This is a genomic window from Ruegeria sp. BHSA118, from assembly GCF_059613405.1.
In genome coordinates this window covers 17,720-41,762 of record NZ_JBXWSM010000004.1, presented here as the reverse complement: position 1 = coordinate 41,762, position 24,043 = coordinate 17,720, and the positions used below count along the sequence as shown (strand labels likewise).

Here is a 24,043-nt window from a genome sequence, read left to right as displayed (position 1 = left end):
TGGGAAGAAACTATAACAGCTTTCCTGAAACCATCTAGGGTCTATGACGCACCGGCCTGAAGGCGCGGCCGCGCAACGATGGCCAGTCAGCTGGCGTCACGCCAGTCCCGTATTCACGGTGCAGGTCAGATCTCTTCGCCTTTCTTTAGCAGATCCTCAATCAGCCTACGTTGCAGATCGGTGCTGTCGCCGCCTCCGAACTCTGCCGCGCCACCGGAATACAGGGTGCCATATGTCCTGGCGATGTTCACAGTCTGAGCCAGCCCCGAGATCAGCTGGTCTTTTTCCAACAGGGACAACGGGTGGATAAACGCAGCCCACAAGGTGCCATTGGCGATCGCGTAACGGGCATCCAGCGTGCTGTCGAAATTGGCCTGCATCATTCGGATCAAGTCTTCCTCCGACAGCGCCTCGGCGCTGCGGATCGGGACCATGGCCCGCATCCGATCCGCATTGGTGTCGGTGATGACCAAGACCTGCACCCCTGCAATCGTCAATTGAAACCCGGGACCGCTCGGCTCCGCTTCGGGGTCAAGCGCAAAAAGAATGTTGCCCAGCCGTTCATACGTCATCGGCGGCTCGGCTTCGGGTGGGCTTTGCACGGTCTCTTGCGCGGCAAGGCTTCGGGCAATGAATACAAGAATGAGGGCTAAACGGATCATAATGACACTCCTGCGGGCATTCTTTCAGCATAGGTACGCAAAACCACACTGACCAAACAAAGCTTGGTGAACGCGCCTTCTGGCCATTCAGATACTTGTACGATCTGCAATATCTGTTGGCCCATCTGCGATTACACGTCCAACTTTCATCCCCTAACTATGTTTCACCGGTCGACGATCCGATCGACCCGAACCCAGAACCAAGAGGAAACGTGTAATGAAAACTATCGTCTTCACCGCCCTGGCAACCGCCATCGCCCTGTCCACTCCGGCTTTTGCCGCTGACGAAATCAACGTGTCGAACGGCATCTCGGCCGCAGGTGCCCCGCTTGCGGCACATGGGGTCGATCTGGTTGCGTTGGTCAATGATGGCAATCCGGTCGAAGGCTTCGCCACCCACTCGGCGACCTTTGATGGCGCGTCCTATTATTTCACCACCGCCGCCAACCTCGAGACGTTCGAGGCGAACCCGAAGGCCTACCTGCCGCAGCATGGTGGGTTCTGTTCATTCGGCGTATCGGTCGGCAAGAAGTTCGACGGAGACCCGGATCAATACCTGGTCGCAGATGGAAAACTGTACCTGTTCCTGAATGCCGAAACCCGCGCGGCCTTCCTGAAGGACGTTCCCGCCACCGCAAAAACGGCGGACGAACAGTGGGCAAATATCCAGAGCATCGCCGTAAGCGAGCTGTAAATTCCGCCCCTGCCTGCGACGTCAGCGCGTCGCGGGCAGTTTTGCGCTGATGATTTCAATCGCTTTGGCCAATGCAGCCTCGATACTGAGGTCTGTTGTATCCAGTTGCACTGCATCCTCAGCTGGCTTCATCGGCGCAACGCTGCGCTCTGCGTCGCGCGCATCCCGCTCTTTGACATCTGTCAGAACCTGATCGCGCGTCACGTCAACACCTTTTGCACTGAGTTCCAGAAACCGGCGTTCAGCTCGCACCTCTGGGCTGGCCGTTACAAACAGCTTCACCTCGGCATTGGGACAAATCACCGTCCCGATGTCGCGCCCATCCAAGACCGCCCCGCCTGACCTTCGGGCAAAAGCGCGCTGAAAATCCACCAAGGCGGTGCGAACCTCGGGGATCACCGCCACTTTGGATGCGGCCTGCGCGATTTCAGCCGTGCGCAGATCACCCTGCGCAAGCTCTTCGGCGGTCAGGGCCTGCGCTGCTTCAAGCGCGCCAAACCCTTCAAGAGTACGCCGCCCGACGGCGCGATACAGCAAGCCGGTGTCCAGATGAGCAAACCCGAAATGCGCCGCAACGGCCTTGGAGATCGTGCCCTTGCCCGCAGCCGCAGGCCCGTCAATGGCGACAGCGAAGCTCACCTGCGCTCTACCTTTGCACCAAGCGACGCCATCAACGGCTCAAAAATCGGGAAGGATGTCGCGATCGGGCCACCATCATCCACGCTTACCGGGTTCTGTGCGCCCATCCCCATCACCATGAAGGACATGGCAATGCGGTGATCCAGGAAGCTTTCGCATGTTCCGCCGCCCGAAACCTTGCCGATACCCAACCCTTCGACCGACCACCAGTCGTCACCCTCGTTGACCGTGACGCCGTTGGCGCGCAGACCGCGAGCCATGGCATCGATGCGGTCGCTTTCCTTCACCCGGAGCTCCTTCACTCCGCCCATCATCGTGGTGCCCGTGGCGTTTGCGGCAACCACGGACAAAACGGGATATTCGTCAATCATCGAGGCCGCGCGTTCAGGCGGCACGTCAATACCCTTCATGTCTGGCGAGTATTTCGCGCGCAGATCGGCAACCGGCTCGCCGCCCTCTTCGCGCTCGTTTTCATAGGTCAGGTCGGCGCCCATCTCGCGCAGCGTCGTGAACAGGCCCGCGCGCGTGGGGTTCAGGCCGATACCCGGCACCAGTACGTCCGAACCGGGCGTTATCAGCGCCGCGCAAACCGGGAAGGCCGCGCTGGACGGGTCGCGTGGAACGGCGATGACTTGCGGCTTCAATTCCGGGCGCCCCGTCAGAGTGATGACCCGGCCTTCATCAGTGTCTTCCACCGTAATTTCGGCACCGAAACCGGACAACATCCGCTCGGAATGGTCGCGGGTCGCCTCTTTCTCGATAACCACGGTTTTACCGGGGGCATTCAGCCCCGCCAGCAGAACGGCGGATTTCACCTGGGCCGAGGGCACCGGAACTTCGTACCGGACCGGAGTCGGGTCCGCCGCACCGACGATCGTCATGGGCAGACGCCCCCCCGAACGGCCCACGGCCTGCGCACCAAACAACGCAAGCGGATCCGTTACCCGCGCCATGGGGCGCTTGTTCAGGCTGGCATCGCCGGTAAAGGTTGCCGTAATCGGCGAGGTCGCCATGGCACCCATGATCAGTCGAACTCCGGTGCCGGAATTGCCGCAGTCAATCACCTGATCCGGTTCGGCAAACCCGCCGACGCCCACGCCATGCACGGTCCATTCGCCGCCGCCATGATTTGTGACTTCTGCCCCAAATGCCCGCATTGCCTTTGCGGTGTCCAAGACGTCCTCACCTTCGAGCAACCCCGAGATCCTGGTCTCGCCCACAGCCATCGCGCCAAGGATCAGTGACCGGTGCGAAATCGACTTGTCGCCCGGCACCTCTGCCGTGCCGGTCAGCGGGCCGCAGGGATGCGAAGTCATCGGGATGGGCGTTCCGTGTCCGGACATGGGGGCTCCTTTTGCGCTATCAGTGCTCAAGCCGATTAGCGAATTGGCACCGGTTGGTCCAGCGGCAATCAGTCTTTGCGGCGGAAGGTCAGGTAGTGAGGTGTCCGACCCTCGCGCAGCGCCTTCTGTTCGTATCGCGTGGAAATCCAGTCTTCCCATGGCTCGCGCCAGTCTGCGGGGCGTTCCGCCAACCATTCAAACCCGGCGCGGGGGACTTCCACCAATGTCTGACGCACGTAATCGGGAATGTCAGTTGCAACCCGGAAGATCGCCCCGGGTTTCAGGACCTTTGCCAAGGGTTCAAGATGTTCCGGCGTCACGAAACGGCGACGATGATGCCGGGTTTTGGGCCACGGGTCAGGATACAGAAGGAAGGCGCGCGATATACTGGCCTCTGGCAGCACGTCGAACAGGTCTCGGGCATCGCCGGGATGCACGGCAAGATTATCAACCCCCGCCTGCCGAATTTTGCCCAGCAGCATGGCAACGCCGTTGATATAGGGCTCGGCCCCGATGATGCCGATGTCGGGGTTGCTTTGCGCCTGATGAACCAGGTGTTCGCCGCCGCCAAAGCCGACTTCCAGCCAGACCGGCTTGCCGCCGAACAACGTGTTCAGGTCCAAAGGCCTGCGGTCGGGGTTTGTGTCCCAATCCACCGCACCGGGCGACAAAGCCGCCAGATCTTCGTTCAGATAGGTCTTTTGACTGGGCTTCAGGGTCTTGCCCTTGAAGCGGCCATAGAAGTTTCTGCGCGGGCGTTGTGGGGTCTCGGTGCTCATGGCGGTCGCCATACTGCGCGCCAGAGAACGTTGCAAGGGCGCGCGGGATGCACAAGGAAAAAGCGCGCCCTGAAAGGCGCGCTTTGTATAGTTCAGATCAGACTGCGGATTTCAACGCATCGACCAGATCGGTGCGCTCCCAGCTGAAACCACCATCATCGCTCGGCTGGCGACCAAAGTGGCCGTAAGCAGCTGTGCGCTGATAGATCGGCTTGTTCAGTTGCAGATGCTGGCGAATGCCGCGCGGTGTCAGATCCATGATCTGACCAACTGCTTTTTCTATCGCCGCATCTGCAATCTGACCCGTGCCATGCGTGTCTGCGTAAATCGAAAGCGGCTTCGATACGCCAATGGCATAGCTCAACTGAATAGTACAGCGCTCGGCCATACCTGCGGCTACGACGTTTTTCGCCAGGTAGCGCGCAGCATAGGCCGCCGAACGGTCAACCTTGGTCGGGTCTTTGCCCGAGAAAGCACCGCCACCATGCGGGGCTGCGCCACCATAGGTGTCCACGATGATCTTACGACCGGTCAGACCCGCGTCGCCATCCGGCCCGCCAATAACGAATTTGCCGGTCGGGTTGACGTGCCATTCGGTTTCGGCCGACAGCCAGCCTTCGGGCAGAGTTTCACGGATATAGGGTTCAACGATGGCGCGGATATCATCCGACGTCAGAGCCTCGTCCAGATGCTGCGTCGACAGAACAATCGAGCTGACGCCGACCGGTTTGCCGTCGCGATAAACGACTGACAGCTGCGACTTTGCATCGGGGCCCAAAGCAGGTTCGGTGCCGTTCTTGCGCACTTCTGCCAGTCGCCGCAGGATAGCGTGCGAATACTGGATCGGTGCAGGCATCAGCGCCGGAGTTTCAGTCGTGGCATAACCAAACATGATGCCCTGGTCGCCGGCACCTTCGTCCTTGTCATCCGCTGCATCAACGCCCTGAGCGATATGGGCGGATTGTTCGTGCAGCAGGTTGGTTACTTCGACGGTTTCGTGGTGAAACTTGTCCTGCTCGTAACCGATGTCTTTGACACAGTCGCGGGCGATCTGTTCGATGCGCCCCATGTAGTCGTGCAGCTTGTCTTGATCAGACAGACCTACTTCGCCACCAATCACAACCCGGTTGGTCGTGGCGAAAGTTTCGCAGGCCACACGGGCTTCTGGTTCTTCATTGAGAAATGCATCAAGGACAGCATCCGAGATGCGGTCACAGACCTTGTCGGGATGCCCTTCGGAAACGGATTCCGAAGTAAATGTATAGTTCTGTCGGGACATAAATGCGCTCCATTAGGGGTTTCTCCGCCACGCCAGGAAGCCGTTGTGACAGGTCACAGACGCATACGCTCGCTTAAAGATGGGGTCAATCTCTAATTATTTGCTCAGGCGGCGGATGTTGAACCACGCCAATGCAGCAAGAAACAATAGCAGCCCAAGAACAGGGCTGTCCCCGATGCGGGAATAAACCGTTGGCTGATGTGGCTGCGGCAGGATCGCATCCACGTATCCCGTCTTGCCCAAAGCCAATGAGGCTGTGACCTGACCCAATGGGTCAATCATGGCCGATACGCCGGTATTGGCCGAACGGATCATCGGCAGCCCCTGTTCAATCGCCCTCATCCGGGCCTGTGCCAGATGCTGAAACGGCCCCGAACGCGTTCCGAACCATGCGTCATTGGTGATCTGCAACAGAAACTCCGCCCGGCCCGGCGCCCCGTTCACATCCTGCGGGAACACGACTTCGTAACAGATCAAAGGCAACGCCTTTCCCAATTTGCCAAAGTCCAAAAGATCAGGCCCCGGCCCTGCGCTGAATCCATGCCCCGTCGTGGCCGCCATCCCATAAATCCCAAAACGGCCCATCAACTCGCCAAAAGGCACATATTCCCCAAAAGGGGCCAGATGGTGTTTGTCATACAGACCACCCTGCTGCCCGGCTTCATCCAGATAGACCATCGAGTTGAAGATCCTAGGGCCGTCTCCGCGCTGGATCCCCAAAACCACGGGCGTCCCCTGAGCGGCATCTGCAATGGCCGTCAAATACGGTTGTGCGCTGCCCAGCCAGGCTGGAACTGCGGTCTCGGGCCAGACGATCAGGTCCGGTCTGGGCAAAGCGGCGGAATATTCAATCTGACGGGCAAAGAACAAGGGCGCATATGCCGGGTCCCATTTTTGGTGCTGCGGCGCGTTGGGCTGAACCACACGAACTGTGTGCGGGCCTTTCTGAACCGTTGGCCGCATCGACGCATAGCCAATCGCCAGCACCGCCGCCGCAGCTGTAAATCCCAGTGGACGGACCAATGCCCGCAAGCGTCTTACCTGAACCAATGCCGCCCCAATCGGAAACGCCACGGCAAATGTCAGCGCATTCAAGCCATACGGCCCCACCAGAGACAGCAATTGCGCCACGGGCGTATTCACCCAGATTTGCGCCACTCCGCCCCAGGGGAACCCGGTCAGCACATATCCCCGTGCCAATTCGGCCAGCGACAGCGTAGCGATCAGCAAAACGCCTTGCTGCATAGCGGTCGCGCCAACATGCCGCGCCATTCGAAACGCAACCGCCCAGAACAGAGCGAGCCCGCCGGCCATGAATACCAGCGCAAACGGTGCCATCCAGGCGTGGCGCTCTGCATCCACCTGAAAGGGCTCGATGATCCAGCTGAGCGCATGGGCAAAATAGCCGGTGGCAAAGAACCAGCCGATCCACCCTGCGCGAGCACGGGTTTCACTGGCAAGGAACACCGGAACGATCAAAACCAGGGCAACAACCGTGGCGCCCCAGTACCCATGCGGTGCCTGGCCAAAAGCGCCGACGGCACCCAGTGCGGCGGCGGCAAACAATCTCAACGATAACGGCCAGCCCCGGACAGGCGTCATGCAGCGGCGTCCGGCAGCATGACGCGCAACCGTTTGATGCGTCGCGGGTCGGCTTCGATCACCTCGAATTCCGGTCCTTCCGGATGGATCACGACCTCACCCCGTGCCGGAACACGCCCGGACAGCATGAAAACAAGCCCCCCCAGCGTGTCGATGTCTTCTTCATCCACATCCTCGTGGCTGGTCAGGGATCTGCCGATCTCGGCCTCGAAATCCTCAAGCGGCACACGTGCCTGCACAACGTAACAGCCCGGCTTTTCCTGCACCCAAAGCTGATCTTCGTCTGCGTCGTGTTCGTCCGCGATCTCACCCACGACCTGCTCGATCAAGTCTTCGATCGTCAGCAGCCCGTCGACGCCGCCATACTCATCAATCACCAACGCCATATGGCGACGTTCGGTCTGCATCTTGGTCAGCAGGACACCGATCGGCATCGAAGGCGGCACAAACAAAAGCGTGCGCAACATGGATTTCATGTCAAACTTGTCCGCACCGCCATTGAAACCATGGGTCAGTGCGAAATCCTTGAGGTGAACGAAGCCCAACGGCGTATCCAGCGTTCCTTCATAGACCGGAATTCTGGACAACCCACTGTCCCGGAACACGTCGGCCAGTTCATCCTTGGTGATGGTAGAAGGAACCGCGATGATCTCGGCCGTGGGAATCGCCACGTCTTCGACGCGCATCCTGCGCAGGTTCATCATCCCGTGAGGCCGAACTGCCGCTGCGCTCTGCCCGTTCATCCCCGGGTTTTGCTGAGTCTCCTGACTCGAAAACGCATCGAAAATTCGGGAAATAAACCCGCTTTTCTCTTCTGTATCATTGCCGCTTTCCTGGGGTTGCGCGCTTTGCGCTGCCCTAGAACTGCCGTCTGTTTCGCCCATTACCTTGTTCCAACTGATCGGGTCTCATGACCCACTTTATACCTTATATGGGTTATCTATACCCAACTTGCCAAGTATCTCGACCTCAATCCCTTCCATCAAAGCGGCATCGGGGTCACGAATGTGATCATATCCCAGCAAATGCAACGTTCCGTGAACAAGCAAATGGATGACGTGATCGTCAATGTTCTTGCCTGCCTCTTCCGCCTCACGCGCGCAGGTGTCGAAGGAAATCGCAATATCGCCCAAAGGAATTTCACCGGTGAAATCCGGCCTGGGCGGATGAGGAACTTGCCCGGCTTCGTCCGGGGCCAAATCTTCTGCCGGCCAGCTCAAAACATTGGTGGCGGCTGAATTGCCGCGAAACTCGGCATTCAGTTGCGAAATGCGCGCATCGTCGCATCCCAGAACGCTGATCTCGCAAAGTTCAGGGTCCAGTTCCGCATGGGACAGGACAGCGGATATCGCTTGCCGCGACAAAGCTTCAAGCCCTTGCCACCGGTCGTCTTCGACAGTGAGTTCCAGATTCATCTTATCGCACAAAAGCCCTGTGAATGAGCCTTGCAATCAAGTGGATTCCCGGCCCGCATCCGCCTCATACGCCTCGATGATCGCGGCCACAAGCGGGTGGCGAACCACGTCCTTGGACGTGAAATAGTTGAAACTGATGTTGGGGATCGTTTTCAACAGTCTTTCCGCATCCTGCAACCCGGACTGAACGCCGCGTGGCAAATCCACCTGAGACCTGTCGCCGGTGATTACCATGCGGCTGCCCTCGCCCAAACGGGTCAGGAACATCTTCATTTGCATGGTCGTGGCGTTCTGTGCTTCGTCCAGCACCACAAAAGCATTGGCCAGCGTGCGTCCACGCATGAACGCCAGCGGCGCTATTTCGATTCGCTTTTCCTCGATCAACTTGGCCAGTTGCTTGCCGGGCAGAAAATCATTCAGCGCGTCGTACAGCGGCTGCATGTACGGATCGACCTTGTCTTTCATGTCACCGGGCAGATAGCCCAGTTTTTCACCCGCCTCGACCGCAGGACGGCTGAGGATGATTCGGTCCACATGTCCGCCAATGAACATCGACACGCCCACGGCAACAGCCAGATAGGTCTTACCCGTGCCAGCCGGCCCGATGCCAAATGCAAGCTCATTTTGAAACAGTGACTGCACATAAGCTTTCTGGGCGTCCGTACGCGGTTCAACCAATTTCTTGCGGGTTTTGATCTCGACTGAACCGCCCTTGAACATTTCCAGCTGATCGCCGTCGCGGCTGCCGGTCCCCTGTTCCGAACCACCCATCCGCAGTTCTCGGTCCACGTCCGCGGCCTCGACCTCGCGCCCGCCTTCCAAGCGCGTGTAAAGCGATTGCAGCACCTCAATGGCCTGTTTCTGGGCGTCTTCATCACCCATCACGACAAGCTGGTTGCCGCGGCGTACGATCTGGACGGAAAGCTTGCTTTCGATGTCGGTCAGATTGCGGTCGTATTCGCCGCACAGGTCAATCAACAATCGGTTGTCGGGAAACTCTAAAAACGCCTCGCGTTGGGGCATTTCATCTTGCGGTGGGGTCAGGGCACCGATGGCCAATCCGTTCTCCTGTCTTGGCGGTTCACCCCGAGCGTAGACAACAAATCTCGGTGGGCGCAAGCCACAGTTTCAAAAATAAGCCCCCGGATGACAAAAGCGCCGATCACGGTAAGGGAAAATGCGTGTCAGACGCGCATCAGAAAGTATAGTTCAGCCCGAATCTCAAACCGCCGTATTTCGGTGTGGATTTCGTCGAAAAGCCCGAACCGAATTGAACGTCTTCGGATTTGAACTGGACGTATTCGTATTCGCCGGTGACCGACCAATTGTCGGTCAGCTTGTGTTCGGCACCGATGCTTGCGGTATATCCGCCCCGCCGATCCGATGCTGAAAAGCTCTGCACCGTAGTTCCCGATGTGATGCTGTTGGTCGTTTCAACATCGCCCCACAGGTAACCGACGCTGAAAAAGTAGAGAACCCGACCGTTTCGGCTTGTCAGGCCACTTCGATACCTGAGGGACAAAACGTCAGATATCTCGGCCCCGCCCTCGACGTTCGAACCGCCGATCTGGGTCCGTACACTGTCGTCCAAGGATCCGAAATCATAACTGACTTCAAAACCATAGACGAAATCACGCCCCCACCTGGAAGGCAGAACACCACGCCAACCACCGCGAAAGCCACCATGGGCGCCGGATACTTTCAGGTCACCGATATCAAACAACCCGGCGGGCGTTCTCAGACCAAATCGATCGTCCCTGCCCGAGCCGTAGCCGCCAGTAATCCCCAGATAAAACGCACTGACGTCACGGCTGAATTCCTTGGGGCTGATCACGTCAGGATCGGTTGTCGTGCCCTTCAGGTCTCCGGCAATCGTCGCGCTGGCAAAAAAAGTGACAACCGAGGCCAAAGGCAAGGTTTTCACTAGGCTCAGGGTCCTGAAGCTGTTCAAGATTGGCACTCGTACCTCCATCACTCCGATCTTCGGATCGGCGTATAATCGTTTTTTGACGCAAAAACGGCGCCAGAAAAAACATGGCTCCTCTCGGAGCATAGTTCCAAGCAATAAATCAAGGGTAAATTTTGGAAACAAACACCAACTATGGTGTCTGGACGGCGGAAACCCACCGACTCAGAGCAGTTCACCCGCCAAAGAGTTAGCGCCCGAGTCGGTGATCCGGACCTCTTTCAGATCACCAACGGCAATCTCGGGCCCTTTCACATGCACCGAATGCAGATACTCGGATTTTCCGACCATCTGGCCCGGCAGGCGGCCCGGTTTTTCGAACAAGACACGGACTGTACGACCGACCATACCGTCCTGAATTTCCCTTTGGTGCCGCGTGATAAGGTCCTGAAGGCGCTGCAATCGATCATCCGCCGCAACCGGATCAACCTGAGCCCGTTCGGCCGCTGGTGTTCCCGGGCGTGTGGAATACTTGAAGGAATAGGCGTAGCCGTATTTGACCTCTTTAACCAAATCCATCGTTTCCTGAAAATCCTCTTCGGTTTCTTCTGGGAAGCCGACGATGAAATCCCCCGACATCACAATATCCGGGCGCGCCGCACGAATGCGTTCGATCAGGCGCAGATAGCTTTCTGCCGTGTGGCTGCGGTTCATTCGCTTGAGGATACGGTCCGAGCCCGACTGAACCGGTAGGTGCAGATACGGCATCAGTTTCTCACAGCTGCCATGTGCCTCGATCAGGTCGTCGGCCATGTCATTGGGGTGCGACGTGGTGAACCGGATACGTTCCAGCCCGTCAACCTTGTTCAGTTCCCAGATCAGCCCGGCCAGGGTCATATCTCCGTCGGGGCCGGCCCCGTGATAGGCGTTGACGTTCTGACCCAGCAGCGTGATCTCGCGCACACCGCGTTCAACCAGATCATGGGCTTCGCGGATGATGCGATCCGCAGGGCGGCTGACTTCGGCCCCACGTGTATAAGGCACCACGCAGAAGGCGCAGAACTTGTCGCAACCTTCCTGAACGGTCAAAAACGCCGTCGGGCCGCGTTTGGCTTTGGGACGGTTTTTCAGTTTTTCGAACTTGTCTTCCTCGGGGAAATCGGTGTCCAGTGCCTTTTCGCCCGCACGGGTCTTGGCCTCCATCTCGGGCAGACGGTGATAGCTTTGGGGGCCAACGACCAGATCGACCAGCGGCTGGCGGCGCATGATTTCTTCGCCTTCGGCCTGTGCAACACAGCCTGCCACACCGATTTTCAGGTCAGGCTTTTCGGCTTTCAGACCCTTGAAGCGACCGAGTTCCGAATACACTTTCTCAGCCGCTTTTTCCCGGATGTGACAGGTGTTCAGCAGAATCATGTCGGCATCGTCAGGCGTTTTGGTTTCGACATAGCCCTGCCCGCCCAGCGCCTCGGACATGCGTTCACTGTCATAGACGTTCATCTGACAGCCATAAGTCTTGATAAACAGCTTCTTCGGTTCGGACATGGGACGGGCCTTTGCATTCGCTGGATCGGCGTCATCTATACGCTTCGAACGCCGCTTGCAATGCGGGCGCAATTACCCGAATTTGGCAGGACTTTCCAGCAAGGCCGGACCGAAAAGCACCCGATGACATACGATTCCCTCGACCATTTCCTGAAATCGGGACAGGCCGCACTGGCCAAGGGCCCCGTAGCATTGATTTTTGCCGAGGACGACGTGGAGCTGGCCAGCACGCTGCACCATCATCTGAGGCTGGGCTTCAAATCCGTCATCGTCTTTGCCCCGGACGAGTTTCACCTGGCAGAGGACCTGACCGCCAAGGTGCACCGGGTCAACTTGAAATGTGTTCCCCGGCTGGTCGTGTTCGAAACCATAAACAGGATCATTCAGGCCGCACCCGGCATCTGGATGTACTATTGCTACAACGCCGAATACCTGTTCTTTCCCTGCTGCGAAACGCGCAGCGTGGGCGAGATGCTTGTCTTTCATGGTGAAGAGCGTCGCAATGCGATGCTCAGCTATGTCATTGACCTGTACGCCGAGGATCTGACCGCACATCCCAATGGTGTGGCCCCCGATCAGGCCATGTTCGACAGCGTTGGCTATTATGCCCATACCCGCCACGACCCAAGCGGCCAACCGCTGGACCGTCAGGTGGATCTTTCCGGTGGGTTGCGGTGGCGGTTCGAGGACCACATTCCCTACGAACGTCGCAGGATCGACCGCATCGCATTGTTCAAGGCGCAAAAAGACCTGGTGCTGAGACCCGATCACACCTTTAACGAACCGGAATACAATACCTATTCCTGTCCCTGGCATCACAACCTGACGGCCGCCATTTGTTCCTTCCGTGCCGCGAAGGCGCTGAAATCCAATGCAGGATCAACCTTTGACATCCGAAGCTTTCGCTGGCGCAACTCGGTACCGTTCGAATGGCAGTCCCGCCAGCTGCTGGATCTCGGGTTGATCGAATCAGGTCAGTGGTTCTGAGCCGGCCTAGCGCTGCAACAAAATCGGAAACCAATCCTCGCGCAGGCGCTGTCCCGGCGTCATGTCATGACCGGGAAACGGGGGCGAGGTTCGGCCGGGGCGCTCTACATACCGGGCATCGTCGCCCACCAGCCGCAGTGAAAAGGCGCGGCGACGGCTGTCCGACTGGTTTCCGCGCGCACCGTGCAGCGTGCGATAGTTGAAAGCGACGGCATCGCCGGGCTCCATCTCGAATTCGATGACCTTCATACCTTCGGCATCCGGATCCGGCACGGGGATGTACTGACCTTCATCCGGGAAAAAGCCGTCCTCGGAAACCCATCGGGTCGGCAGAACTTCTTTCTCCCATCGGTGCGACCCGGCAACACACCGCAGCGTCGCCTGCCTGACCGGATCAAGCGGAGACCAGAAGCTGATCGTCTGCTGACCCTCGACGAAATAATATGGACCATCCTGATGCCACGGTGTCGCCATCGACGTACCGGGTTCCTTGACCAGCACGTGATCGTGAAACATCTGAACGCGTTTCGATTGCATCAGATCCGCGGCAACCTCAGCAGCGGGAGACGTCTCGATCACGTCGCGGAACTGTGGAATCCGGGTCCAATTGCAATAATCATCAAAGAAACGACCTGTTTCACCGGCCTTCTTGTTTTCCGAAGCATAGGGACCAGGATCGGCCATATTCGCGGCCACACCATCGCGCAGTTGATCCACGTGATCCGCAAACAGCCCTTTGACCAGTACGACGCCGTCGGCCTGATAAGTGTCGATCATCTGCTGAGAAACAAGAGGGTGTGGCATCGGTAGCTCCTGAAGTTTTTTTGCTTTTGACCGGAAAAATGTATTCTGTTCAAATCATATCTTTCAAAGTTATTATTAATCTCATGTTATATATTTCGTTGCGCCAATATGAATATGTCTGTGCAGTCGGACGTCACGGCAGTTTGTCGGCAACGGCCCAGCATCTCAATGTTTCACAACCGGCCTTGTCTACTGCCCTTACGCGTGTTGAAGCCCATTTGGGGTATCCGCTATTCGTTCGCCGCCGGGGTGCAGCCATGGCACTGACACCTCAGGGGCGTACGTTCATAGACAATGCCGAGGTCTTGCTGAAAAATGCTGCGCGAATCGAAACGTCCGATACCTCTACGCCGGGCACCTCGAGGCTGAGATTTGGCTGCTTTACGGACCTGGCCCCCTTCCTTTTGGCCCCGGCCCTGCAACTTCTCCGCGACACATTCACCGATATCAACCTTACCTATGTGGCCGGGTCCTTCGAAGGGCTGCTGAATGGATTGATGGATGGCCAGATTGACATCGCAATCACATACGACCTGACCATGGATGCGGGGTTCGCCCGTACAAAGCTGTTCGACAGCAGACCGAAGGCCTTGATGCCCCCGGATCATCCGTTGGCGACAACCACAGAAGTCACCCTTGCAGCACTGGAAGGTTATCCGTTGATTCTGTCTTCGGAAGGATTGTCCGCCCAACACATTCTTGGCCTGTTCCGGCAAAACGGGCTGCGCCCTACCGTCGCGCACCGGGCCGCATCCCTTGAGATTCAACGCAGCCTTGCGGCCCATGGTGAGGGAATCGGGATCAGCTATGCCAGCCCACCCAGCAGCTTCAGCTATGACAACAAGCATCTGGTCAGCGTACCGATTGCCAATCCGGACACAGCAGAATCCGTCGTTCTGGCACGGCACGGCACAGGGCCCTCTGACACGGTCATAGAAAAGGCCGAACGTGTTCTGGTGGCCGGGCTGACAGGTGTTTAAGGTCTCTTACTTCTTGCGCAAGCGAATGACGACATCGACAGACGCGATTTCGACACCTTCCGGCGCCTCGGGAAGACGCTGAATGACCAGTTGATCCGACGGCGCATCACTTAACCTTGCGTCGTCTTCCCAATAAAAATGGGGATGATCATGCGTGTTCGTGTCGAAATAGCTTTTCGATCCGTCCACTGTGATTTCTTGCAGCACACCCGCATCGCAAAAAGCGCGCAGAGTGTTGTAGACCGTTGCCAGAGACACCGCATCCCCGTTCGCCTTTGCCGATTCAAAAAGGCTTTCTGCGGTGACATGGCGATGGCGGCCGTCGCCCACCAGAAGCTCGGCCAACGCCACGCGCTGACGCGTCGGTCGCAAGCCGGCATTCACCAGCCAACCTGTTGCGATTTCGCGGCTCTGAGGTGTCATCGATCCGATACCCATTATTGCTGCCTTTATATATAGGGGCGCATCACCGGCAATTACAAATGAAATTCATTCGCAAGATAGGAACCAACACAACATGATGTGGCGCGCCGCTCTTGCAGGACCTTGCAAACGGGTGCTAGACGAGGCCAGATATAAAGACAGACCCCCGGCAGGAAAGGCGGCAGAATGGCCCAGTTCCCAAGCAGTTTTGACAAAGATGATCTGCTGAAATGCGCTCGCGGCGAGTTATTTGGCCCCGGCAACGCACAATTGCCCGCCCCACCGATGCTGATGATGGACCGGATTACCGACATCTCTGCCGATGGCGGCCTGCACGGCAAAGGCCATGTGCTGGCCGAATTCGACATCACACCCGACCTTTGGTTCTTTGAATGCCACTTTCCGGGCAACCCGATCATGCCGGGCTGTCTGGGGCTGGACGGGCTTTGGCAGCTGACCGGTTTCAACCTTGGCTGGCGTGGATGGCAGGGGCGCGGCATGGCCGTCGGCGTCGGCGAAGTAAAGCTGACCGGCATGGTGCGCCCGGACCGCAAGATGCTGACGTATAAAATCGATTTCAAAAAAGCGATTCAAACGCGCCGCCTGACAATGGGTGTGGCGGATGGCATTGTCGAAGCCGATGGCGAAATGATTTATGATGTCAAGGACATGAAGGTCGTTCTATCCGAGGCCTGAGCCCGAACGGTCTGAAACAAGGAGTGCGCACATGCGTCGAGTAGTCGTCACCGGTCTGGGGGTTGTGTCCTCGATCGGGAACAATGCCGAAGAAGTTCTGACCTCGCTCAAAGCAGGTAAATCCGGGATCGTGGCCAGCGAGCAGATGGCGGAACATGGTTTTCGCAGCCAGATCGCGGGTACGCTCAAGATCGACGTGGCCCAGCATGTGGACAAGCGTACATTGCGCTTCATGGGTCCCGGGGCCGCCTATGCACATATCGCCATGAGCCAGGCGATTGCCGATTCCGGTCTGACCGAAGACCAGATCGTCAATCCCCGCACCGGGCTGGTTGCGGGCTCTGGCGGGCCATCGACCAGCGCGATGCTGACAGCGCATCAAACCGTTCTGAGGACGGGCGCGACCAAGCGCATCGGGCCGTTTGCCGTCCCGAAATGCATGTGTTCGACAATCTCGGCAAACCTGGCGACGGCGTTCAAGATCAAGGGCATCAACTACTCGATCACCTCGGCCTGCTCGACCTCGCTGCATTGCATCGGCAACGCGGCCGAACAGATCATGCTGGGCAAGCAGGACGTGATGTTCGCCGGCGGCGGCGAAGAACTGGACTGGACCCTGTCCTGCCTGTTCGACGCGATGGGCGCGATGTCGTCGAAATACAATGACACACCCGACAAGGCCTCGCGCGCGTTCGACGAAAACCGTGATGGTTTCGTGATCTCGGGCGGCGGTGGAATCGTTGTGCTGGAAGAGCTGGACCACGCCCTGGCCCGCGGCGCCAAAATTTATGCTGAAGTTACGGGTTATGCCGCAACTTCAGACGGCCACGACATGGTGGCCCCTTCAGGTGAGGGCGGCGAGCGCGCGATGCGGCTGGCGCTGGACACAGTGCCCGAGGGCCGCAAGGTCGGCTATATCAATGCCCACGGCACCTCGACCCCCGTCGGCGATGTGGGCGAGGTCGAGGCCGTGCGCCGCATCTTTGGCGAAGGCAATGTGCCCCCCATCTCCTCGACCAAGTCGTTGACAGGCCACGCTCAGGGCGCAGCTGGCGCGCTCGAGACGATTTTCTGCCTGCTGATGCTGGACAATGATTTCATTGCGCCATCGATCAATGTCGAAACGCTTGCCGAAGGCATTCAGCCCGGTGAAATTGCAACTCAAGTGGTTGAAAACGCAGGACTGGACAGTGTCATGACCAACAGCTTCGGCTTTGGCGGCACGAACGGGTCCATGGTTCTTTCAAAGTATAACGGGTGAAAGTAATGTCGGATCTTCTCAAAGGTAAACGCGGCCTGATCATGGGCGTGGCCAATGACCGCTCGATTGCGTGGGGCATTGCCAAGGCCATGCACGAGGCTGGCGCCGAACTGGCATTCACCTATCAGGGCGAGGCATTCGGAAAGCGGCTGGAGCCACTGGCTCAGAGCCTGGGCAGCGATTTCATGGTCGATGCGGATGTCACCGACGACGAGTCGCTGGATCGCGCTTTTGGCGAGCTGGCCGAACGTTGGCCCACCATAGATTTCCTGGTCCACGCTATCGCCTATTCGGACAAATCCGAGCTGACAGGTCGGTTCCTGAATACCACACGTGCGAATTTCAAGCATTCGATGGATGTCTCGGCCTATTCCTTCATCGAGGTCGCGCGTCGCGCCTATCCGTTGATGAAAGACAATGGCGGTTCCCTGCTGACCCTGACGTATCAGGGCTCCAACCGGGTTGTGCCCAACTACAACGTGATGGGTGTCGCAAAGGCCGCGCTGGAATCGGCAACGCGCTATCTGGCCAACGATCTTGGCCCCGATGGCATCCGCGTGAACGCGATTTCCCCGGGGCCGATGAGAACCCTCGCCGGTGCAGCCATCGGCGGCGCCCGCAAGACCTACAAATTCTGCGATCAGAATGCACCGATGCGCTCTAACGCCACACTTGAAGCTGTCGGCGGAACGGCTGTGTACCTGACATCAGATGCAGGTGCCTGCACGTCGGGTGAGATCATCCGCGTTGACGGCGGCTTCCACGTTCTGGGCATGCCTCAGCCCGAATCCATGTGACCATATCTTTCCCTGCCGCTGCCCAGATTTCACCATCATTGCGCGGCAGGTAATCGATATGAGCAAACTTGACCAAATCATTGCAAACAATGCACGCGCGACGCAAAGCCGGCGAAAGCCCGGCTTTCTCAGCCAACGGGCCAGGGTGCTATTGCTTACGTTGACTTCACTGTTGCTGGTGTTCGTCTTCTTTACGCAGCCACAGGTGCGGGCCGCGATTCACGCTCTGATAGGGTGATATCCGGGCCGGACATCCGGCCCGAACCATGCCTCAGTTGACTGAAACGACTTCTATCTCGAAAACCAGATCCTGCCCTGCCAGCGGGTGATTTGCATCCAGTGTAACGGTGGCTTCGTTTGAATCCACAACCGTTACAGGCACGGCCTGACCTTCTGGCGTTTGCATCTGCAACTGTGTCCCGGGATCCAGGGGGATGTCGTCTGGAATGCCTTCACGGGGATTTTCCTGACGCATCGCAGGGTTGATCGGGCCGTAGGCGTCCGTGCAGGCAATCTCCACCCGCGTCTTGTCCCCGGTGGACAGACCCGGCATGGCACGGTCCAGCCCCGGGATGATCTGGCCCGACCCGACCACGAATTCCAACGGATCACGCCCGTCCGAGCTGTCAAAGATTTTGCCGTCCAGCAACGTCCCGGTGTAGTGGATGCGAACCGTGTCGCCTTGTTTGATTTCGGTCATCGTGGCCTCCGGCCGTTCCATGGGGTTAAGCGGCCAACCCTATAGGTTGACAAAATGTTGTAAACCCTCGGCCCTTTCACCCCATGCGCCGATGTGCCAACCTGCGCGCAATCAAAGGAGGACCAAATGGCGATCACGACCTGTGTGTTCGACGCCTACGGAACATTGTTCGATGTTGCCGCGGCTGCCCGACAGGCGGCAAACGAGCCGGGTTTCGAAGCCCTGAAAGACAAATGGACCACAGTCGCGGGGCACTGGCGTCTGAAGCAACTGCAATACACATGGCTGCGCGCCGTGGCGGATGCGCATGCGGATTTCTGGGACGTCACTCAGGACGGGCTGGATTGGGCTCTTGAGGCCGCAGGCTTGCAAGGCAACCCGGAACTGCGCCAACGTCTGCTTGATCTCTATTGGGAATTGCAGGCCTATCCCGAAGTTCCGGCCATGCTGAAAGCCCTCAAGGAAGGAGGGCTGCAAACGGCGATCCTGTCCAACGGTTCGCCCCCCATGCTGGACGGAGCCGTGAAATCCGCCGGAATCGGCGATGTATTGGATGATGTGCTGTCTGTCGAAAGCGTCGGCGTCTTCAAACCCCATGCCCGCGTCTATGATCTGGTGCAAGACAGGTTTGGCTGCGCACGCGATGACGTGTTGTTCGTCAGTTCGAACGGCTGGGACGCTGCCGGGGCCAGCGGGTACGGTTTTGTGACCGCATGGGTCAATCGGATTGGAGAACCCATGGATCGCCTTCCCTGGACACCTGCGCATGTGCTGTCCGATCTGACCTCGATTCCCAAACTGGCCGGTCTCTGATGTCAGAATTCATAACAACAGACGGCAGGCGCATCTATTTCGAAGAGACCGGCACGGGTACGCCGCTTTTGTGTCTGGCCGGTCTGACCCGAAACAGCCGCGACTTTTCGTTTTTTGCGCCTCATGCCTCGGATCTGCGCATGATCGCCATGGATTACAGGGGGCGCGGGCGTTCGGAATACGATCCCGATTTCATGAACTACAATATCATCCGCGAATCCCATGACGCGATTGAACTGCTCGATCATCTGGGGATCGCGAAAGCAGCCATTCTGGGCACATCGCGCGGAGGGCTGATCGCCATGGCACTGGCCGCAAACCATCCTGAACGTCTGGCTGCCGTAATTCTGAATGACGTGGGGCCGGTAATCGAGCCGTCGGGCATCGCCAAAATCATGGCCTACGTGGGGGCGCAGCCCACCGCCAAAACCTATGATGAAGCCGCCGCCGCATTGAAACACGTAATGGAGCCACAATTTCCCGGAGTTCCACTGGAAACCTGGCGCAAACAGGCAGAATTTCAGTATGAAATGCAAAAAGATGGGCTGAAACTGCGATATGATCCAGCCCTGCGCAAGGCGCTTCTTGAACAAGCTGCAAGCGGGGCAGCACCTGATCTATGGGTGTTCTTCGAAGCCTTGCGCGACATTCCCACCGGAGTGATCCGGGGCGCGAATTCCGATGTTCTGGGCGCGGACACTCTGTCCGAGATGCGGCATCGGCACCCGGACCTGATCTCGGTCGAGGTACCGGATCGTGGGCATGTTCCATTCCTGAACGAATCCCAATCACTGGACCTGATACAGAAGGTATTGAAGAACGCCGCATGAGCACATTTGAGATGATCGAAGCCGCCGCAGAAAGGCTTAAAGGACACGTTCGCGAAACGCCGATCCTGTCGTCGCCCTTTCTCGATACGCTTGCGGGCCGCCGGATATGGGTCAAACCGGAATGCCTGCAACATACCGGCAGTTTCAAGTTTCGCGGCGCGTGGTCGGCCATTTCGGCGCTGGATGAGGGCATGCGCAAGCGTGGTGTGATCGCTTATTCATCGGGCAACCATGCGCAAGGCGTTGCGATGGCCGCTTCGAAACATGGGATTGCCTCGGTCATTGTCATGCCGTCGGACGCGCCGCAACTCAAGATCGACAACACCCGCGCGCTGGGCGGCGAAGTCGTTTTATACGATCGTGCGAATGAAAAACGGGAGGAAATAGGCGAAGCCATCGCTGCCGAACGTGGTCTGACCCTGATCCGCCCCTATGACGAACCGCAAGTCATCGCGGGGCAAGGCACAACCGGGCTGGAAATCGCCAGGCAGGCGGCGGAACTTGGGGTTTCGCAGGCGGATGTTCTGATCTGTTGCGGCGGCGGAGGCTTGACCTCGGGCATTGCGCTGGCGCTGGAGAAACACGCGCCGAATTTGCGGGCGCGCCCCTGCGAGCCGGAAGGGTTCGACGACGTCAAACGGTCCTTGGCGTCAGGTCGCATTCAAAACAACAATACGGCGTCGGGTAACATATGCGATGCGATCCTGACACCGCAGCCCGGCGATATCACCTTTCCAATCCTTCATCGTCTTTGCGGCCCCGGACTCTCTGTCACCGAAGACGAGGCCTTGCAGGCGATGGCATATGCCTTTCTGCGCCTCAAAATCGTGTTGGAACCCGGCGGCGCCGTAGCCCTGGCCGCGGCCCTTTTCCGGGGCGACGAGATCGAAGGCGACGACGTGATCGTCGTCACATCGGGCGGGAATGTCGATCCGGAAATTTTTGCTAAGGCGTTGGAATTCCTGACCTGACATGGGTGCGAAAGCTGTGCAAATTGCATCAGGACCGCATGACGACAAGGACCTTTGTCATGATGATCGCTGATCTGGGCGACGTGAAACTGAACTATCGCATCGACGGCCCCACGGACGGTGCACCCATTGTGTTTGCCAATTCCCTGGGAACCAACCTGCATCTTTGGGACGCGGTGCTGCCATATCTGCCCGACGGGCTGCGCATCATCCGTTATGACAAGCGTGGGCACGGGCAATCCTCGGTGCCTCCTGCACCCTATTCGATGGGTGCTTTGGTGCGGGATGCCGAGGCGTTGCTGGATCACCTTCAGGTTCGCGATTGCGTTTTTGTCGGCCTGTCCATCGGCGGGATGATCGCGCAGGGGCTGGCGGTCAAACGCATGGACCAGATTCGTGCGCTGGTGCTGTCGAACACCGCTGCCAAGATCGCCACGCCTTCGATCTGGCAAGAGCGTATTCAGGCGGTGCGAAAGGGCGGGATAGAGGCTCTGGCCGATGCCACGATGGAGCGCTGGTTCTCACGTGAATTCCGCCGCGCCCAAAATCACCTGCCCTGGCGCGATATGATGGTCAGCCAACCAGTCGAAGGGTATCTGGGCTGCTGTGCCGCCATTGCCGGTACCGACTTTTATACCCCCACAAGCGGCCTGCGCCTGCCCACGCTTGGGATTGCGGGCTGCGAAGACGGATCGACCCCGCCCGATCTGGTGCGCGAAACGATTGATCTTGTTCCCGGATCCCGATTTCGGCTGATCCGCCGCGCAGGACATTTGCCTTGCGTTGAGAAACCCGCGGAATACGCAGAAATCCTGACCGGATTTCTGACCGAAATCGGACATGTCTGAAGGAGAATGACAATGGCGTCCTTCCTGTTGGTCCACGGCTCCTGCCACGGCGCCTGGTGCTGGCGCGACCTGATCCCTGCTTTGGAAGCCCTGGGCCATTCCGCCCGCGCCATCGACATGCCCAGCCATGGTGCAGACCCCACGCCGATGACCGACGTCACGCTGGACAGTTGCCGCGATGCCATTTTGAACGCCTGTAAACCCGATACGATTGTCGTCGGCCATTCCTGGGCCGGCTTTCCGATCAGCGCAGCGGCCGAGGCCCGCCCGGATGCGATGCGCGCCTTGATTTACCTTTGTGCCTATGTCCCCCGGGATGGCCTTTCGATGGCGGAAATGCGCAGGCGCGGGCCACGGCAAACCATTGCGCACGCAGTGGAAAAATCTGCGGACGGGCTTTCCTATACCGTGTCCGTGGATGCGATCCCACAGCTGTTTTATCACGATTGCCCGGACGACATCCTGCCATACGCATACGCGCGCCTGTGTCCGCAAGCCATCCTCCCACAAGAAACACCGTTGCCTGTCGGTCCGCGCTTTGCCAAGGTCGCCAAGGCCTATATCCGAACAACCGATGACCACACGATACCAACCGAGTACCAGGCAGACATGAGCGCCTGCGTTCCCAAAAACCTTCGTCGTACAATCGACAGCTCGCATTCGCCGTTTTTTTCACATCCGCAGGAATTGGCTGAGCTTCTGTCCGAACTGGCAGGCAAACTCTAGCAACCTGCCGCAACGACATGGGTTGTCGGGCGGAACTGCCCCTTCCCTCATTCGTCGAGCATGACTAGGGTGCCGCTCACAACTCATGTGTTCAGGTTCCATGCGTCTGCCGTTTTTCTTCATCCTCGGCATCGTCATGATCGATGCCATGGGCATTGGTCTTGTGATGCCGATCATGCCGCAACTGATTGTCGAGGTTCAGGGCGGTACCCTGGCCAATGCCGCAATCTGGGGCGGTGTGCTGAGTACGGCGTTTGCCGCGATGCAATTCATCTTCGGACCCATTCTGGGAAACCTGTCCGATGCTTACGGGCGCAGAACGGTATTGCTGGTGTCCTTGTTCGTCATGGCGCTGGACTACGTCGTCATGGCCATGGCGGGCAGTATCTGGCTATTGCTGGTCGGACGTATCGTCGGCGGCATCACGGCGGCCACCCATTCGACAGCGGCGGCTTTCATGGCCGATGTGTCCGACCCAAAAGACAAGGCGGCAAATTTCGGCCTTCTGGGCGCGGCATTTGGCGTGGGGTTCGTTCTGGGTCCGGTGATCGGCGGATTGCTAAGCGAATTTGGAACCCGTGCACCGTTCTGGGCTGCGGCGGCTTTGGCGGCGCTGACCTTCTGCATCGGATATTTCGTGATGCCCGAAACGGTGACCGATGAAAACAGGCGTGCCTTCAACCTGCGACGCGCAAATCCGGTGAACTCGCTTCGCGCCATAGCATCATTGCCCGGCATCCGGCCGATGCTGTGGGGCTACTTCCTGTATTCGGTTTCAATCTATGTCTATCCGGCCATCTGGTCCTATTTCACGACCGAGCGCTTCGGTTGGTCCGCGCAGATGATCGGCCTGTCCCTTGGAATCTATGGTATCGGCATGGCCGTCGTGCAAGGCGGCCTGATCCGCCCGGCCATCCGGCTTTTGGGCGAGCGGGCAACAATCATCTATGGCATGATCTTTGAAATCATAAGTTTCGCCATTCTGGCTTTTCTGACCAACGGCCTGATCGCACTGCTTCTCATTCCGATTTCCGCCATAGGGGCGGTCATCACGCCCGCCCTTCAGGCAATGATGTCACGGGCCACACCAGATTCGCAGCAAGGTGAGTTGCAAGGTGTCCTGACTGCGTTGCATGCGCTTTCCATGGTGATCTCACCTTTGGTGATGACCGGCGTATTCGCGCAGTTCATTCGACCTGACACCCCGCTCTACCTGCCCGGCGCCCCTTTTCTGCTGGCACTCTTGTTGATGCTGGCAGGGTTCCTTCTGTTCAGACGGTCCAGGCCTGTCGTAGCGTAACAACGACACGCAAATGGCGGTTTCTGCCTTGCGAGCCGCCTTT

Annotated in this window: 26 protein-coding genes and 1 riboswitch; of the genes, 12 read left to right on the top strand and 14 right to left on the bottom strand. The window is 58.3% G+C overall.

What is annotated here, in order from left to right; genetic code table 11:
- Window positions 1-125 precede the first annotated feature (125 nt).
- Entirely contained in the window at window positions 126-662 is a 537-nt protein-coding gene (locus AC2FNN_RS02235; RefSeq protein ID WP_496756306.1) for a hypothetical protein, read from the bottom strand.
- 217 nt (window positions 663-879) lie between these two features.
- Here AC2FNN_RS02235 and AC2FNN_RS02230 point away from each other — a divergent pair, with 217 nt between their 5' ends.
- Window positions 880-1,356, top strand: a complete 477-nt coding sequence (locus AC2FNN_RS02230) for a YHS domain-containing (seleno)protein (protein ID WP_496756304.1) — start codon at window positions 880-882, stop codon at window positions 1,354-1,356.
- A gap of 21 nt (window positions 1,357-1,377) precedes the next feature.
- On the opposite strand, the gene cmk is transcribed toward AC2FNN_RS02230, so the two are convergent.
- From cmk to miaB, 10 genes are all read right to left on the bottom strand, one after another.
- On the bottom strand, window positions 1,378-1,995 hold the full coding sequence (gene cmk, locus AC2FNN_RS02225) for a (d)CMP kinase (RefSeq protein WP_496756302.1): 618 nt from the start codon (window positions 1,993-1,995) through the stop codon (window positions 1,378-1,380).
- On the bottom strand, window positions 1,992-3,338 hold the full coding sequence (aroA, locus tag AC2FNN_RS02220) for a 3-phosphoshikimate 1-carboxyvinyltransferase (RefSeq protein WP_496756300.1): 1,347 nt from the start codon (window positions 3,336-3,338) through the stop codon (window positions 1,992-1,994). Before aroA ends, cmk begins: the two co-directional genes overlap by 4 nt.
- Before the next feature lie 68 nt (window positions 3,339-3,406).
- Window positions 3,407-4,117, bottom strand: coding sequence for a tRNA (guanosine(46)-N7)-methyltransferase TrmB (gene trmB, locus AC2FNN_RS02215; RefSeq protein WP_496756299.1), 711 nt, complete (start codon window positions 4,115-4,117; stop codon window positions 3,407-3,409).
- 97 nt (window positions 4,118-4,214) lie between these two features.
- Window positions 4,215-5,396, bottom strand: coding sequence for a methionine adenosyltransferase (gene metK / locus AC2FNN_RS02210; protein ID WP_496756297.1), 1,182 nt, complete (start codon window positions 5,394-5,396; stop codon window positions 4,215-4,217).
- Between the two features lie 5 nt (window positions 5,397-5,401).
- Window positions 5,402-5,451, bottom strand: a riboswitch (SAM-SAH riboswitch).
- A 41-nt stretch (window positions 5,452-5,492) separates the two neighbouring features.
- Window positions 5,493-6,998, bottom strand: coding sequence for an apolipoprotein N-acyltransferase (lnt, locus tag AC2FNN_RS02205; RefSeq protein ID WP_496756295.1), 1,506 nt, complete (start codon window positions 6,996-6,998; stop codon window positions 5,493-5,495).
- Window positions 6,995-7,882, bottom strand: a complete 888-nt coding sequence (locus AC2FNN_RS02200) for a hemolysin family protein (protein ID WP_496756293.1) — start codon at window positions 7,880-7,882, stop codon at window positions 6,995-6,997. The genes lnt and AC2FNN_RS02200 overlap by 4 nt, the downstream gene beginning before the upstream one ends.
- A gap of 36 nt (window positions 7,883-7,918) precedes the next feature.
- Window positions 7,919-8,413 carry an rRNA maturation RNase YbeY gene (gene ybeY / locus AC2FNN_RS02195; protein ID WP_496756292.1) on the bottom strand — a complete coding sequence of 165 codons (495 nt, stop codon included), beginning with the start codon at window positions 8,411-8,413 and terminating at the stop codon, window positions 7,919-7,921.
- 36 nt (window positions 8,414-8,449) lie between these two features.
- The gene (locus AC2FNN_RS02190; RefSeq protein WP_171636743.1) at window positions 8,450-9,472 is read right to left on the bottom strand and encodes a PhoH family protein; all 1,023 of its coding nucleotides are present in this window, start codon (window positions 9,470-9,472) and stop codon (window positions 8,450-8,452) included.
- A 136-nt stretch (window positions 9,473-9,608) separates the two neighbouring features.
- Window positions 9,609-10,337 (bottom strand): outer membrane protein, encoded by a 729-nt coding sequence (locus tag AC2FNN_RS02185; RefSeq protein ID WP_496756290.1) that lies wholly within the window; start codon window positions 10,335-10,337, stop codon window positions 9,609-9,611.
- A gap of 207 nt (window positions 10,338-10,544) precedes the next feature.
- Complete coding sequence (miaB, locus tag AC2FNN_RS02180) at window positions 10,545-11,864, bottom strand: tRNA (N6-isopentenyl adenosine(37)-C2)-methylthiotransferase MiaB (protein ID WP_496756288.1); 1,320 nt, start codon at window positions 11,862-11,864, stop codon at window positions 10,545-10,547.
- 123 nt (window positions 11,865-11,987) lie between these two features.
- On the opposite strand from miaB, the gene AC2FNN_RS02175 reads away from it, so the two are divergent.
- Complete coding sequence (locus AC2FNN_RS02175) at window positions 11,988-12,851, top strand: hypothetical protein (RefSeq protein ID WP_496756287.1); 864 nt, start codon at window positions 11,988-11,990, stop codon at window positions 12,849-12,851.
- A 6-nt stretch (window positions 12,852-12,857) separates the two neighbouring features.
- On the opposite strand, the gene AC2FNN_RS02170 is transcribed toward AC2FNN_RS02175, so the two are convergent.
- Complete coding sequence (locus AC2FNN_RS02170; RefSeq protein ID WP_496756285.1) at window positions 12,858-13,655, bottom strand: phytanoyl-CoA dioxygenase family protein; 798 nt, start codon at window positions 13,653-13,655, stop codon at window positions 12,858-12,860.
- Window positions 13,656-13,693: 38 nt separating this feature from the next.
- On the opposite strand from AC2FNN_RS02170, the gene AC2FNN_RS02165 reads away from it, so the two are divergent.
- The gene (locus AC2FNN_RS02165) at window positions 13,694-14,635 is read left to right on the top strand and encodes a LysR family transcriptional regulator (RefSeq protein WP_496756283.1); all 942 of its coding nucleotides are present in this window, start codon (window positions 13,694-13,696) and stop codon (window positions 14,633-14,635) included.
- A gap of 6 nt (window positions 14,636-14,641) precedes the next feature.
- Here the strand turns inward: AC2FNN_RS02165 and irrA are convergent, their stop codons facing one another.
- Window positions 14,642-15,058 (bottom strand): iron response transcriptional regulator IrrA, encoded by a 417-nt coding sequence (irrA, locus tag AC2FNN_RS02160; RefSeq protein WP_170344907.1) that lies wholly within the window; start codon window positions 15,056-15,058, stop codon window positions 14,642-14,644.
- A gap of 186 nt (window positions 15,059-15,244) precedes the next feature.
- Here irrA and fabA point away from each other — a divergent pair, with 186 nt between their 5' ends.
- The 3 genes from fabA to AC2FNN_RS02145 are packed head-to-tail and all read left to right on the top strand — an operon-like array spanning window position 15,245 to window position 17,812.
- On the top strand, window positions 15,245-15,754 hold the full coding sequence (gene fabA, locus AC2FNN_RS02155) for a bifunctional 3-hydroxydecanoyl-ACP dehydratase/trans-2-decenoyl-ACP isomerase (protein WP_152457158.1): 510 nt from the start codon (window positions 15,245-15,247) through the stop codon (window positions 15,752-15,754).
- Between the two features lie 31 nt (window positions 15,755-15,785).
- Window positions 15,786-17,015 carry a beta-ketoacyl-ACP synthase I gene (fabB, locus tag AC2FNN_RS02150; protein ID WP_496756281.1) on the top strand — a complete coding sequence of 410 codons (1,230 nt, stop codon included), beginning with the start codon at window positions 15,786-15,788 and terminating at the stop codon, window positions 17,013-17,015.
- A gap of 5 nt (window positions 17,016-17,020) precedes the next feature.
- A complete protein-coding gene (locus AC2FNN_RS02145) occupies window positions 17,021-17,812 on the top strand; it encodes an enoyl-ACP reductase FabI (RefSeq protein WP_171636730.1) in 792 nt (263 codons plus the stop codon).
- Window positions 17,813-18,083: 271 nt separating this feature from the next.
- On the opposite strand, the gene AC2FNN_RS02140 is transcribed toward AC2FNN_RS02145, so the two are convergent.
- Complete coding sequence (locus tag AC2FNN_RS02140; RefSeq protein WP_496756279.1) at window positions 18,084-18,512, bottom strand: FKBP-type peptidyl-prolyl cis-trans isomerase; 429 nt, start codon at window positions 18,510-18,512, stop codon at window positions 18,084-18,086.
- Window positions 18,513-18,638: 126 nt separating this feature from the next.
- On the opposite strand from AC2FNN_RS02140, the gene AC2FNN_RS02135 reads away from it, so the two are divergent.
- From AC2FNN_RS02135 to AC2FNN_RS02110, 6 genes are all read left to right on the top strand, one after another.
- Window positions 18,639-19,325, top strand: coding sequence for a haloacid dehalogenase type II (locus AC2FNN_RS02135; protein ID WP_496756277.1), 687 nt, complete (start codon window positions 18,639-18,641; stop codon window positions 19,323-19,325).
- A complete protein-coding gene (locus AC2FNN_RS02130; protein ID WP_496756275.1) occupies window positions 19,325-20,155 on the top strand; it encodes an alpha/beta fold hydrolase in 831 nt (276 codons plus the stop codon). The genes AC2FNN_RS02135 and AC2FNN_RS02130 overlap by 1 nt, the downstream gene beginning before the upstream one ends.
- On the top strand, window positions 20,152-21,126 hold the full coding sequence (locus AC2FNN_RS02125) for a threonine ammonia-lyase (RefSeq protein WP_496756273.1): 975 nt from the start codon (window positions 20,152-20,154) through the stop codon (window positions 21,124-21,126). The genes AC2FNN_RS02130 and AC2FNN_RS02125 overlap by 4 nt, the downstream gene beginning before the upstream one ends.
- A gap of 59 nt (window positions 21,127-21,185) precedes the next feature.
- Window positions 21,186-21,974, top strand: coding sequence for a 3-oxoadipate enol-lactonase (pcaD, locus tag AC2FNN_RS02120; RefSeq protein ID WP_496756388.1), 789 nt, complete (start codon window positions 21,186-21,188; stop codon window positions 21,972-21,974).
- Window positions 21,975-21,986: 12 nt separating this feature from the next.
- Window positions 21,987-22,700, top strand: a complete 714-nt coding sequence (locus AC2FNN_RS02115) for an alpha/beta fold hydrolase (RefSeq protein ID WP_496756271.1) — start codon at window positions 21,987-21,989, stop codon at window positions 22,698-22,700.
- 100 nt (window positions 22,701-22,800) lie between these two features.
- The gene (locus AC2FNN_RS02110) at window positions 22,801-24,000 is read left to right on the top strand and encodes a TCR/Tet family MFS transporter (RefSeq protein ID WP_496756270.1); all 1,200 of its coding nucleotides are present in this window, start codon (window positions 22,801-22,803) and stop codon (window positions 23,998-24,000) included.
- Window positions 24,001-24,043 lie beyond the last annotated feature (43 nt).